12 protein-coding genes and 1 pseudogene are annotated in these 11,997 nt (G+C 70.4%); 5 read left to right on the plus strand and 8 right to left on the minus strand.

The window, feature by feature from the left end:
• Positions 1-18: 18 nt before the first annotated feature.
• Positions 19-435 carry a rhodanese-like domain-containing protein gene (locus DWB05_RS04620; protein WP_114375460.1) on the minus strand — a complete coding sequence of 139 codons (417 nt, stop codon included), beginning with the start codon at positions 433-435 and terminating at the stop codon, positions 19-21.
• Between the two features lie 60 nt (positions 436-495).
• On the opposite strand from DWB05_RS04620, the gene DWB05_RS04625 reads away from it, so the two are divergent.
• Complete coding sequence (locus DWB05_RS04625; protein ID WP_232818384.1) at positions 496-1,500, plus strand: cysteine synthase A; 1,005 nt, start codon at positions 496-498, stop codon at positions 1,498-1,500.
• 150 nt (positions 1,501-1,650) lie between these two features.
• Here DWB05_RS04625 and DWB05_RS14595 read toward each other — a convergent pair whose 3' ends face one another.
• A complete protein-coding gene (locus DWB05_RS14595) occupies positions 1,651-1,959 on the minus strand; it encodes a hypothetical protein (RefSeq protein WP_157967074.1) in 309 nt (102 codons plus the stop codon).
• Between the two features lie 269 nt (positions 1,960-2,228).
• On the opposite strand from DWB05_RS14595, the gene DWB05_RS04635 reads away from it, so the two are divergent.
• Entirely contained in the window at positions 2,229-3,035 is an 807-nt protein-coding gene (locus DWB05_RS04635; protein ID WP_114375464.1) for a DUF6065 family protein, read from the plus strand.
• A 19-nt stretch (positions 3,036-3,054) separates the two neighbouring features.
• Here DWB05_RS04635 and DWB05_RS04640 read toward each other — a convergent pair whose 3' ends face one another.
• Genes DWB05_RS04640 through DWB05_RS04660 form a run of 5 tightly spaced genes read right to left on the minus strand, consistent with a single transcriptional unit; the run spans position 3,055 to position 5,537 of the window.
• Positions 3,055-3,351, minus strand: a complete 297-nt coding sequence (locus DWB05_RS04640) for a hypothetical protein (protein ID WP_114375466.1) — start codon at positions 3,349-3,351, stop codon at positions 3,055-3,057.
• Positions 3,321-4,067 carry a hypothetical protein gene (locus tag DWB05_RS04645; protein ID WP_114375468.1) on the minus strand — a complete coding sequence of 249 codons (747 nt, stop codon included), beginning with the start codon at positions 4,065-4,067 and terminating at the stop codon, positions 3,321-3,323. The genes DWB05_RS04640 and DWB05_RS04645 overlap by 31 nt, the downstream gene beginning before the upstream one ends.
• The gene (locus tag DWB05_RS04650) at positions 4,037-4,309 is read right to left on the minus strand and encodes a hypothetical protein (RefSeq protein ID WP_157967075.1); all 273 of its coding nucleotides are present in this window, start codon (positions 4,307-4,309) and stop codon (positions 4,037-4,039) included. The genes DWB05_RS04645 and DWB05_RS04650 overlap by 31 nt, the downstream gene beginning before the upstream one ends.
• A complete protein-coding gene (locus DWB05_RS04655; RefSeq protein ID WP_157967076.1) occupies positions 4,299-5,312 on the minus strand; it encodes a hypothetical protein in 1,014 nt (337 codons plus the stop codon). The genes DWB05_RS04650 and DWB05_RS04655 overlap by 11 nt, the downstream gene beginning before the upstream one ends.
• Positions 5,313-5,336: 24 nt before the next feature.
• Positions 5,337-5,537, minus strand: a complete 201-nt coding sequence (locus DWB05_RS04660; protein ID WP_114375474.1) for a hypothetical protein — start codon at positions 5,535-5,537, stop codon at positions 5,337-5,339.
• A gap of 166 nt (positions 5,538-5,703) precedes the next feature.
• Between DWB05_RS04660 and DWB05_RS04665 the strand changes: the two are divergent.
• Positions 5,704-7,223 (plus strand): annotated as a pseudogene (locus DWB05_RS04665) (YjbH domain-containing protein).
• Positions 7,224-7,525: 302 nt separating this feature from the next.
• Here the strand turns inward: DWB05_RS04665 and ssb are convergent.
• Positions 7,526-8,008 carry a single-stranded DNA-binding protein gene (ssb, locus tag DWB05_RS04675; RefSeq protein ID WP_114375478.1) on the minus strand — a complete coding sequence of 161 codons (483 nt, stop codon included), beginning with the start codon at positions 8,006-8,008 and terminating at the stop codon, positions 7,526-7,528.
• 144 nt (positions 8,009-8,152) lie between these two features.
• Here ssb and uvrA point away from each other — a divergent pair, with 144 nt between their 5' ends.
• Both uvrA and soxA read left to right on the plus strand, forming a co-directional pair.
• The gene (uvrA, locus tag DWB05_RS04680) at positions 8,153-11,071 is read left to right on the plus strand and encodes an excinuclease ABC subunit UvrA (RefSeq protein WP_114375480.1); all 2,919 of its coding nucleotides are present in this window, start codon (positions 8,153-8,155) and stop codon (positions 11,069-11,071) included.
• Positions 11,072-11,178: 107 nt separating this feature from the next.
• Positions 11,179-11,988, plus strand: a complete 810-nt coding sequence (gene soxA, locus DWB05_RS04685; protein ID WP_114375482.1) for a sulfur oxidation c-type cytochrome SoxA — start codon at positions 11,179-11,181, stop codon at positions 11,986-11,988.
• Positions 11,989-11,997: the final 9 nt, after the last annotated feature.

Raw genomic sequence — 11,997 nt, forward strand, 5'->3', positions numbered from 1 at the left:
CCTCTCCCTGGCGCCGGCTCAACGCTGGCGCCAAGGAAGCCCCTCCTTGATCCAGCCGCAGACGGTCCGGCGATGGCCTTCGGGGTCGGTCGGGCCCTCGAAGCCGTCGGCGATGTTGTAGACGTGCGGGTAGCCGGCCGCGCGCGCCGCCCGCGCCGCGGCGAGCGAGCGGGCGCCGGAGCGGCAAAGGAAGTAGAGCCTGTGCTCGGGCCCGAGCCCCGCCCGGTGCAGCTCCTCGACGAAGCCCGGATTGACCGCCATCGACGGATAGAGCTGCCAGGCGATCGGGAACACGGGCTTGCCGGCTGCCGAGAGGTCGGGCATGCCGACGAAAGTCCATTCGGCGTCCGTCCGGACATCGATGAGCATCGCCTGCGGGTCCTCGTTCAGGGCCCGCCAGGCCTCGGCCGACGTCACCTCCGGGATGTCGCTCATCGTACCCTCCTCCGGTGCGCGCCGCGTGGCGCCGCACGACAGCCGGGGAGGATGGGGGTGATGCCGCGTTGGGTCGAGGGGTTGGTCGGGGCGATCGGGCGCACGCCGCTCATCCGCCTACGGCGCGCCTCGGAGGCGACCGGCTGCACCATCCTCGGCAAGGCCGAGTTCATGAACCCCGGCGGGTCGGTGAAGGACCGCGCCGCCCTCGCCATCATCGCCGACGCGGAGGCGAAGGGCCTGTTGCGGCCCGGCGGCGTGATCGTCGAGGGCACCGCCGGCAACACCGGAATCGGCCTAACCCTGGTGGGCAACGCACGCGGCTATCGCTCGGTGATCGTGATGCCGGAGACGCAGAGCCGCGAGAAGATCGAGTTCCTGCGCATGATCGGGGCCGATCTCAGGCTCGTTCCCGCCGTGCCCTACCGCGATCCCGGCAACTACGTGCACGTCTCGCGCCGGCTCGCCGAGGAGTTGGCCGCGACGGAGCCGCAAGGCGCGATCTGGGCCAACCAGTTCGACAACCTCGCCAACCGCGAGGGCCATCGCGCCACCACCGGCGCGGAGCTCTGGGACGAGACCGGCGGGCGGATCGACGCCTTCACCTGCGCCTGCGGCACGGGCGGCACGCTCGCCGGCGTGGCGCTGGCGTTGAAGGAGCGCAACCCCCATGTGCGCATCGTGCTCGCCGACCCGATGGGCAGCGCCCTCTACTCCTGGGTCAAGCACGGCACGCTCGAGCTCGAGGGCTCCTCGATCACCGAAGGCATCGGGCAGAGCCGCGTGCCCGGCAACCTCCAGGGCGCGCCGATCGACGACGCCATCCGGGTGACGGACGAGGAGGCGCTCGAACAGGTGTTCGAGCTGACGATACACGAGGGGCTCTGCGTCGGCGGGTCGGCCGGGCTCAACGTGGCGGCGGCGATCCGGGTCGCGCGCGACCTCGGGCCCGGGCACACCGTGGTAACCATCCTCTGCGACGGCGGCGCGCGCTACCAGTCGAAGCTGTTCAACCCGGAGTTCCTGCGCGGCAAGGGTCTGCCGATTCCACCCTGGCTCGCCTGATCGGCCGGGTTCGTCGGCGGAACCGCATCTTCAGGATCCTGGCCGGGGGGCCGCCGCGGACCCGGCGGCCCGGGACGGGCGCGGACATCCCCGCCGCCACCGTCCCGGGCCGACCCATCGCGCCCCGCCGTGCCGCCTCGCGGTGGCGCGTCAGTGCACCGGTTCGGGCGTGACCCGCCGGCCTTTGCCGGGCGAGGCGGTAACCATCCGCGCGTCGCTGCCGCTGTAATGGCGGTTCATGGCATGGACCGCGGCGATCAGGTCGAACACGGCGTGCTGCACTCGGGCCGCCACATGATCGCGCCCTGCCGCACTCTCCGACTCGTCGTCACCCTCCGGCGTGACGTCGCAGGAGAGGAACTCGACGTACCAGGCGGCGAACCGCTGCGCTGCTGCAAGCACCTGAATCACTACCGCATCGCCCGAGATGGCGGCTGCGTCCTCTGCCTCCTCGCCCATCCCAGTCCCTCTCGTCCGCTTCGCCAGACGGCCGCCCATGGCCACCCCGCTGCGTCGCAGACTGACGCGTGCCGTTCTTCGAAGCGCGTGAGAATCGCATCATCCGACGTGAATTCTTCGCCTCCCGTGCGGCATTTCGGCCACGCTCGGAATCACGATGGTGACCACGCTCGGCCGACGCTGATCGCCACCGCTTTCAGGCGTGCAGGCTCGCCGCTAGGTTGTGTCGCTGCCAGCCCACCTCGCGCCATCGTCGCAAGGACAGACCCATGACCGAGACCGCGAAACCCAGCCCCATCCTCACCTTCCACCGGCTGATCGAGACCGCACGCCCGCCGATGCGGGCGGACCGCTCGGCGATCGGCACCCTGCCGACACGTGCCTTCCGCTACTGCGAAGCGGTGTGCACGGCCTCGGCCTTCGGTTGGTACGTGTTTCCCCCGATCGGCATCACCCTGACCTGGGACGGATCGCAGATTTTCTGGACCTATGACGGGGCGGAGCACGACGGCTGGATCCCGCTCAACGGCAGCGCGCAGTTCCCCTACTTCGCGCAGAGGTTCGACGAGGTGGCTCCCCCCTCCTGCCGCGGCTTCTCGCCGCCGTTCATCTCCGCCCTCAAGGAGCCCGGCGTCGTGCAGTTCTGGTCCGGCCTGATCGCCCGCACCGCTCCCGGCTGGGGGCTCCTTGTGCGCGCCCCTGCCAACATGCCCCGCGGAAACTGGGAGGTGTACGAAGGGATCATCGAGACCGACCGCTGGTTCGGGCCGCTCCTGTCGAACATCCGCCTCACCAAGACCGACGTGCAGATTCGTTTCGAGCCCGATTGGCCGATCTTCCAGGTGGTGCCCCTCCCGCGGTCCCTTTACGGCAACGAGACGATGCAGTCGGTCGAGCTCAAGCTGCGTCTCGCGGATTTCGGCGAAGCGGAATGGGCCGCCTATGAGGAGACGGTGGTCAAACCCTGTTCCGATCCGCAGCGCGAACAGGGCGCCTATGCCCAGCGCACCCGCCGCCGCCGCAAGGGCGAGGTCGGGCACATGGCGGCGAGCGAAGAGGAGAAGGTGGGCAGCTGACCGACGTTGCCATCGGGCCTCAGTCGCCGGACGCGGCGCCGGCAAACCGCACGGCGGTGATGATCGTCCGCGTGTCCGGCGCGGGGCGGATCTCCAGCAACGGGATCAATCGCCTGCGCCCGTAACGCGGCGCCTCCCAACCGTGGCCGAGCGCGGTCGCAACCTCGCCGTCCGCCCGCACGGTCAGGCAGGCGAGGGAACTCGCGGCGCCCGTTCCGGTCTGCCGCCAAAGGGCGGGAGCGAGGCGCCAGCGCACCACCGCACCGGGTCGGTCGAGCCGGTCGATCACCGTGCCAAGCCCCTGCCGCAGCACCACGGTCCGTTCGTGGTGGCGGTCGCGCGTGCACAGCCTCCCCGGCTCGACCTCGACCGGGGCCATCCGCGGCGCGGGGCAAACAGCCAGCCTAAGAGCCGAGGCGGACGGTCCTCGTCACCCCATTGCGCGGTGTTGTGGTGGCGGGTGCCGGCGAGGTCCGTCTCCCCCGCCGGAGGGTTGTAGAGCCATGAGCCGCCGTCGCGCAGGATCTCCTCGCCCGCGTGCAGCAGTGAGAGGTGCATCACGTCGCCCTGACCCGGGGTGAACCGGCCGCAGGGCAGTCGGAGGAGGGCGCCGGTGTGCTTCAGTCGCGGTCCCGCCGTGCCGCCGTCCGCATCGGCCCAGCCTCCCTCCGCCGGCCGGCTGGGAGAACCGATGCCGGCGAGCGCAGCCAGCGGATCGATGCGGCGGCCGCCGAACGCCGCCTCCGCCCGCACGAGATTCGGCCGCACATCGTCCGGTTCAGCGCCCAGCGCGTCGCACAGCAGGGTGCCGTCATCGTGGCCGAGCCTCGGCACCCGCCCCGTCCCCGGATCGGCGAGCCGCGCGGGCCACAGGGTCATCGCCCGCCCCGCACGCAAGACCGACTCGGTGAGAGGGCCGGCGAGCAAGGCCGCAACCGCGAGCGCATCGAGCGCCATGCGGTGATACCGCGTGGAGACCTGGGCGAACCCGCCCTCCGCCGTCACCAGCGGCGGCACGTCCGCAACCAGCACCGCCGTCCCGCGCGCCGCAACGGCGCATCGTCGAGCCAGGCGCCGGCGACCGCCGAGGCGGCGGCGCAGACGAGACCGTGGTAGTTGGCGAGCGAGCGTTCGTAGTCGAGGGTGGCCAGGATCCGATCGACGAGCAACGCGGCAAGCGCACGCCCCGCCGCCGTCGGCTCGGCATCGATGAACCGGGCCGCAACGACGAGGTGCAAAAGACGGATCGCCGCCTCCTGGGCGCTAGCCCACATCGCGCCGCGACAGGGCGGGCAGAGCGCAGAAAGGTCGCGATCTCGCGCTCGAGCCGGACGAGAAGGTCGGGGTGACGCAGGGTGCGGACGAGCCAGCCAAGCCTCGGCAAGATGCCCCATCGCCCTCCCTCCCAGTCCAGGCGCACATCGCCGAAGGCGTAGAGGGAAACCCGATGGCACGGGCGATCATCGTCCGGACGGGAGGGCAGCGGCGACGATCCAGCAGATCCTCGACCTTGCCGGCGCGGCGGGCCGCGACACCGCACCCCCTACCCTGGCCACCCCGGCGCCGCCTCCCCAAGCCGCGCCCCCCGCGCCGCCTCGCACAGTCGAGCGGGAAAGCCCCGTCGAGGCCTTCTATGCCGCGCGCCTGCCACCCGGCATGCAGCCGCTGCGCCTGTTCGGCTACGACGCCTTCCTGTCCCTTCCCGTCGGTGGTCCGCCGGCCGTGGCTGGCCTCCCCGACGACAACGTGCTCGGCCGTGACGACGCGCTCGTGGTCACCCTGCGCGGCTGCATCTCCCGCACGGTTTCGGCGCGGATCGATCGCGACGGCCGGCTGATCCTGCCCGATCAGGCGCCGATCGACGCCGCCGGCGGCGTCAAGCGCACCGGCTCGTTGCGCGCGATCCGCGTCGAAGGCCGTGGCGGCGCCCGCGTGGTCGACCTGTACGGCGTGTTGGCCGGGCGAGGTCCCGCCCCCGACCTCGCGCTCCGCCCCGGCGATCGCATCGTCGTCCCGCCGCTCGGCCCGACCATCGCCATTGCGGGCGAAGTGGGCCGGCCCGGCATCGACGAACTGCCGCCTGGCCTGCCGGTGCTGCCGCTCATCGAGGCGTTGGCCCTCGCGGGCGACTCGCTTCGGCCGCAAGGCGTCCGCTTCCTGCTGCAGCAGTTCGACGCCTCTGGCCGCTCCGCCTTCGCCGAGATCGGCCCTGACCGTAACCTCCGACGCGGCGATCTCGTGCTCGTCCTGCCCGCCCTCTCGGTCTTGGTCGGCCAAGTGCGCCTCTCGGGTCACGTGCTGCTACCGCAGGTGCGCTCGCGCGGCGCTGCCGGCACCGTGCGCCGGCTGATCGGGGACCAGAGACAGATCCGGCCCGATCCCGATCTCCGCTACGCCGCCGTGGTGCGGGTCGAGCCGACCACGCGGGTGAAACGGATCGAGGCCTTCGACCTCGGCCAGGTGCTGGCCGGCCGGCACGACCTGCCGCTCGCCGACGAGCATGAAGTGGTGATCTTGAGCCGTGCCGACATCGCCTTGGCTGTCGGGTCCGGCCGTGCAGAAGGTGGTGCGGGGCGAGGCGCCCGAGCAGGACTGCCCCGCGCTGGCACGGATCGCCGCGCTGGCCGCCGCCGGGCCCGAACGTTTCGTCCATGCCCGCGGGGTGGGGATGATCGAGAGCGGCCCGGGCGGCTGCCCGGAGGTGTTCCGCGATCACCCCGACCTCGCCGCCGCCGCGCTCGAAGCCGCCATCCTGCTGCTCGGCGAAGTGCAGCGGCCGGGTCTCCATCCGGTCGCGCGCGACGTCACCCTCGCCGACCTCCTTGCCGTCGCCGGCGGCGTGTCGGACACGGCGGACCTGCGCAACGTCGAACTCAGCCGGGTGCTGACGGTGCCCGGTGCGACGACCGCGCCGATCGAGCGGCTCCCCCTCGACATCACCTCGCGCAACTTCGCCGCGGTGCGGGTGAGCCCGCGCGACACCGTCCGTTTCGCCCGCCTGTTCATCGACCGCGACCTCGGACCGGTTCGGCTCGCCGGCGAGTTCGTCCGCCCCGGGCTCTACGAGATCCGCCGCGACGAACGTCGGCGCGGTCTCGGGCGGAGCGAGATGCGGCTGAACGCCCGCCTCGTCTGGCGCCCCATCGATGGCGTCGAGCTTTCGGCCGGGTTCGTGCACGGCAAGGACCGCGTGCTGCGCGCGAGCCTGATCGCCGACCCGGCCTCTCCGCCGCGCGTGCTGCCCACGCCGGTCCTGCCGCCGCCGCCGCGGCCCGATTCTCGCAACCGATTGGCAAGGCGCGCTGATCGCCCGCCTGCGTGCCGACGGCATGCCGCCGATGCGGCTTTCGGCCGTCGGCGCCGAACTGCATGTCGTGCTGGCGCTGATGGACCCTTCGACCCGCTGTCCGGCGAACTGATGGCGGTGGGTGGCGGGCGAGTCGCCTTCGGCCATGGGCTTTCGGTGGGAGGCGAACCCGGGGCGGACCTGATCGGCAACCTGCGCGGCCGGCCTCGACCTCCGGACACCGAGCTCGCCCCGGTGCGGACGGAGATCGGCTCCTATCTGGAAGTGACCCGCTTCCCCGTGCTGAGCCTGACCGCGGAGGGGATCTGGACCGTCGGCACCGACCTCTTCGCCCGCGTCACCGCCGGGCTTCTCGAGATGATGTACGGCGGCGTGCAGGGCGAGATCCTGTGGCGCCCGGTCGACTCCCGCTTCGCGATCGGGGCGGATCTCGCCTGGGTGAAGCAGCGCGACTTCGACCGGGCGTTCCGCTTCCGCGACGACGAGACAGTGACCGGGCACCTCTCGCTCTACGTCGATCTTCCGTACCGCGATCTTTACGCCATCCTGCGCGCGGGGCGGTATCTCGCGCGGGACTGGGGGGCGACGCTGGAGCTCGGCCGGCGGTTCGACAACGGGGTGGAGATCGGCGGCTTCGCCACGCTGACGGATGCGGGGTTCGACAAGTTCGGCGAGGGCAGTTTCGACAAGGGCTCTTCATCCGTTTCCCGTTCGACGTGTTCGGCGCGGCGACACCGTCGCGCGGGCAGATCCTGATCCGCCCGCTGATCCGCGACGGCGGGCAGAGGCTGGCGGTGGACAACCCGCTGTATGAGGTGACGCGGGAGGGCCGGCGCGAGGCGTTCCTGCGAGGGCTGTCGGGGCTGGTGCCCGGGCGGTGAGGCATTTGCCTCGGGTCACGCCGGCTCCCGACGGCCGGTCGAAAAGCAAAACTTCGCATGCCTGGGAGGCCGCATAGGGGGACCCCCAACCGCATCGTTTGCGGTTCGCACCAATGGACCCAGGGCGTTCGGCGCATTCGCCGCACTCCGCCCGAGCGACAATCCACCGCTCCGCCCGCCTCGGCCCAGGGCGATGGGGCGCCCCGCAGCCGAGGGGCCAGGGGCGACCGTCCGGCCACTCGTCGTGACCCTCGGGTCGTTTCAGCCCCAACGTCGGACGGCAGGCGACGACGGGATCACCCTCAGAACGGAATGTCGTCATCGAGATCGGTCTTGCGCACAGAAGCGTCCCAGCCGCCCCGGCCGGCCGGCGCCGGCTGGCGGCCCCCGCCATAGCCCCGCTCCTCCTCCTCGATCGCCGGCCCCGCCCCCTCGCGGCGATCGAGCAGCACCATCTCCGCCCCGATCCGACCAAGCAGGATCTCCGTCGTGTAGCGCTCCTGGCCGGACTGGTCCGTCCATTTCCGCGTCTGCAGCTTGCCCTCGAGATAGACCTTGCTGCCCTTGCGCAGGTACTTCTCCGCCACCTCGGCCAGGCGGTCGTTCATGATCACCACGCGGTGCCACTCGGTGCGCTCCTGCCGCTCGCCCGTGGCCTTGTCCGACCACGAGTCGGAGGTCGCGACCGACAGGTTCACCACCTTCATCCCCGACTGCGTCGTGCGCACCTCGGGGTCGCGCCCGAGATTGCCGACGAGGATCACCTTGTTCACGCTTCCGGCCATCGCCTTCGCCCTCCGACTCCGTCCCGGACTTTAGGCTGCCGCCCGCCTCTCGTCACACCCCCGCGTGCCGCGCCCCTCGCCCCTTGCGGCGGAGGGCCCATCTGAGGCGCATTCGCTCCTTCGGACGTTGCGATGGTGCCCCGAATGACCGACCTGATCCGCGTGCGCGGCGCGCGCGAACACAACCTGAAGAACATCGACGTCGACATCCCACGCAACACGCTCACCGTCATCACGGGGCTTTCCGGGTCGGGCAAGTCCTCGCTCGCCTTCGACACCATCTATGCCGAGGGGCAGCGGCGCTACGTCGAGAGCCTGTCGGCCTACGCGCGCCAGTTCCTCGAACTGATGCAGAAGCCCGACGTCGAGTCGATCGAGGGCCTCTCGCCCGCGATCTCCATCGACCAGAAGACCACCTCGCGCAACCCGCGCTCCACCGTCGGCACGGTGACCGAGATTCACGACTACATGCGGCTGCTCTGGGCGCGCATCGGCGTGCCCCATTCGCCCGCGACCGGCCTGCCGATCGAGGCGCAGACGGTGAGCCAGATGGTGGATCGCATCCTCGCCATGCCGGAGGGCACGCGGCTCCTGCTGCTCGCCCCCGTCGTGCGCGGGCGCAAGGGCGAGTACCGCAAGGACCTCGCCGAGCTGCAGAAGCGCGGTTTCACCCGGGTCAAGGTGGACGGGACGCTGCACGACATCGACGCCGTGCCTGCGCTCGACAAGAAGCGCAAGCACGACATCGAGGTGGTGGTGGACCGCATCGTCGTGCGCGAAGGTCTAGCCACACGGCTCGCCGACAGCCTGGAGACCGCGCTTGCGCTGGCCGACGGCATCGCCTTCGCCGAGAACGCCGACAGCGGCGAACGCACGGTGTTCAGCGCCAAGTTCGCCTGCCCCGTCTCGGGCTTCACCATCGCCGAACTCGAACCGCGCCTCTTCTCCTTCAACAACCCGGTCGGCGCCTGTCCGGCCTGCGATGGGCTCGGCGTCACCCTCTTCTTCGACCCCGACCTCGTCGTGCCGGACGAGACGAAGAGCCTGGCCGACGGCGCGATCGCGCCTTGGGAGGGCGTCTCCTCGCCCTACTACCGGCAGACGCTGGAGGCGCTCGCACGGCACCTCAGGATCTCCATGCGCACGCCGTGGAAGGATCTGCCGGAGCGGGCGCGGCGGGCGATCCTGTTCGGCACCGGAGACGATCCGGTGACGATCCGTTACGAGGACGGGCTGCGCGCGTTCGAGACGAAGAAGCCCTTCGAGGGCGTGATCGCCAATCTCGATCGGCGCTGGCGGGAAACCGACAGCGCCTGGGTGCGCGAGGAACTCTCCCGCTACCAGAGCGAAGCGCCCTGCGAGGCCTGCGGCGGCCATCGCCTGAAGCCCGAGGCGCTGGCGGTGAAGATCGACGGGCGGCACATCGGCGAGATCTCCGCCCTGTCCATCCGCGAGGCCGATGCCTGGTTCCGCGCCCTGCCCGAGAAGCTCTCGCCGCAGAAGCGCGAGATCGCGCGCCGGATCCTGCGCGAGATCACCGACCGGCTGGGCTTCCTGATCGATGTCGGGCTCGATTATCTCACGCTCGCGCGTGGCTCGGCGACACTGTCGGGCGGCGAGAGCCAGCGCATCCGGCTCGCCTCGCAGATCGGTTCGGGGCTGACGGGCGTGCTCTACGTGCTGGATGAGCCCTCGATCGGGCTGCATCAGCGCGACAATGCGCGCTTGCTTGCGACGCTGAAACGGCTGCGCGACCTCGGCAACACGGTGATCGTCGTCGAGCACGACGAGGACGCGATCCGTGCGGCCGACTGGCTGATCGACATGGGGCCGGGTGCCGGCGTGCACGGCGGCCAGGTCGTCGCCTCCGGCCCCCCTGAGCAGGTCTTCGCCCACCCGACCAGCCTGACCGCGGCCTACCTGTCGGGCCGCACCTGCATTCCGGTCCCGGCCCGCCGCCGCCCGGTCGATCGCAAACGCGTGCTGCGCGTCGTCGGCGCAACGGGAAACAACCTGAAGAACCTCACCGTCGACTTTCCCTTGGGCCTCTTCGTCTGCGTCACCGGGGTGTCGGGCGGCGGCAAATCCACCCTGGTGATCGACACGCTGTACAAGGCGGTGGCGCGGCGGCTGATGGGCACGCGCGACCACCCCGCGCCGCACGAGCGAATCGAGGGGCTCGAGCACCTCGACAAGGTGATCGACATCGACCAGTCGCCGATCGGGCGCACGCCGCGGTCCAATCCCGCCACCTACACCGGGGCCTTCACCCCGATCCGCGACTGGTTCGCCGAATTGCCCGAGGCGCGGGCGCGCGGCTACGCGCCGGGGCGGTTCTCCTTCAACGTCAAGGGCGGCCGCTGCGAGGCCTGTCAGGGCGACGGCGTGATCAAGATCGAGATGCACTTCCTGCCCGACGTCTACGTCACCTGCGACGCCTGCAAAGGCAAACGCTACAATCGCGAAACGCTGGAGATCCGGTTCCGGGACAAGTCGATCGCCGACGTGCTGGAGATGACGGTGGAGGAAGCGCTCGACTTCTTCTCCGCCGTACCTGCCATCCGCGACAAGCTGCGCACGCTGAACGAGGTTGGCCTTGCTTACGTCAAGCTCGGTCAGCCGGCGACGACGCTGTCGGGCGGCGAGGCGCAGCGGGTGAAGCTCGCCAAGGAACTGTCGCGACGGGCGACCGGCCGCACCCTCTACATCCTCGACGAACCGACCACGGGCCTGCATTTCGAGGACGTGCGGCGCCTGCTCGACGTGCTGCACGCGCTCGTCGAGGCCGGCAACACCGTGGTCGTGATCGAGCACAACCTCGACGTCATCAAGACCGCCGACTGGATCATCGATCTCGGCCCCGAGGGGGGCGAGGGCGGGGGGCGGGTGGTGGCCGCCGGCACGCCGGAGGAGATGGCGGCCAACCCGGAAAGCCACACTGGGCGCTTCCTGGCGCCGATCCTGCAGCGCGACCGTGCTGCCGGCCTGAGGCCCGCCGGCCCCGGGCCGGAGTCGGCGGCGAAACCGGGAAAGAAAGGCAGCCGCGTCGCGGAACGGGTCTAGATCCGGCCGACCCGAGGAAGGCACTTGCCTTCCGACCTTCGATGGTTCGATACTCGCACCATCGTGAACCGACGCGTCGCAAGACGAACGTTGGGGGGAGGAACGGAATGAAAGTGACGTTGTGGGCGATCGGCGCGGCGGCCGGCGCCTCGATTGCGATCTCCGCCGGGCTCGCGCAGTCCGACAACCCGGTCGAGGAATATCGCCGGATGCTGGCGGATCCCTTCGCCAACCCCGGGTTCCTGTGGGTCGACGAGGGCGAGCGGCTCTGGAACGAGAAGCGCGGACCGAAGAACGCCTCGCTCGAACAGTGCGATCTCGGCCTCGGTCCCGGCGTGCTGGATGGCGCCTACGCGCAGCTGCCGCGTTATTTTCCAGATGTCGACAAGGTGATGGATGCGGAAAGCCGCATCGTGCACTGCATGGTGACCCTGCAGGGCTTCGACGAGGCGGAGATCCGTCGCCGCGCCTTCTCCACGCGCGACCGCAAGTCGGAGCTCGAGGCGCTGGTCGCGTTCGTGGCTGAGAAGTCCTCCGGGCACAAGTTCTCGATCCCGCTGACCCATCCGAAGGAAAAGGAGGCTTATGCTCTCGGCGAAGCGGTGTTCTATCGCCGCGGGTCCTTCTTCGATTTCTCCTGCGCCACGTGCCACAGCCAGGATGGGTTGAGGATCCGGCTTCAGGAACTCGGCAACATGCGCAAGCAGGAGGATGCGGCACGCGCATTGACCTCCTGGCCGACCTATCGCGTCTCACACGAGACGCTGCGCACCATGCAGCACCGCATGTGGGACTGCTTCTGGCAGATGCGCATGCCTGATCTCGTGCATGGCTCCGAGGTGTCGATTGCCCTGATCACCTGGCTGACGAAGAACGCCGAGGGCGGCGAACTCGAAGTGCCGTCGATCAAGCGCTGAAGGGGGATG

Source organism: Elioraea thermophila (ex Habib et al. 2022), from assembly GCF_003336755.1.
Classification (GTDB): domain Bacteria; phylum Pseudomonadota; class Alphaproteobacteria; order Acetobacterales; family Acetobacteraceae; genus Elioraea; species Elioraea thermophila.

Excerpts from the sequence above, each read along its gene's own strand:
- DWB05_RS04620 (WP_114375460.1), bottom strand. The coding sequence starts at position 435 with ATGAGCGACATCCCGGAGGTGACGTCGGCCGAGGCCTGGCGGGCCCTG.
- DWB05_RS04625 (WP_232818384.1), top strand. The coding sequence starts at position 496 with ATGCCGCGTTGGGTCGAGGGGTTGGTCGGGGCGATCGGGCGCACGCCG.
- DWB05_RS14595 (WP_157967074.1), bottom strand. The coding sequence starts at position 1,959 with ATGGGCGAGGAGGCAGAGGACGCAGCCGCCATCTCGGGCGATGCGGTA.
- DWB05_RS04635 (WP_114375464.1), top strand. The coding sequence starts at position 2,229 with ATGACCGAGACCGCGAAACCCAGCCCCATCCTCACCTTCCACCGGCTG.
- DWB05_RS04650 (WP_157967075.1), bottom strand. The coding sequence starts at position 4,309 with ATGTGGGCTAGCGCCCAGGAGGCGGCGATCCGTCTTTTGCACCTCGTC.
- DWB05_RS04660 (WP_114375474.1), bottom strand. The coding sequence starts at position 5,537 with ATGCTCGTCGGCGAGCGGCAGGTCGTGCCGGCCGGCCAGCACCTGGCC.
- ssb (WP_114375478.1), bottom strand. The coding sequence starts at position 8,008 with ATGGCCGGAAGCGTGAACAAGGTGATCCTCGTCGGCAATCTCGGGCGC.
- uvrA (WP_114375480.1), top strand. The coding sequence starts at position 8,153 with ATGACCGACCTGATCCGCGTGCGCGGCGCGCGCGAACACAACCTGAAG.
- soxA (WP_114375482.1), top strand. The coding sequence starts at position 11,179 with ATGAAAGTGACGTTGTGGGCGATCGGCGCGGCGGCCGGCGCCTCGATT.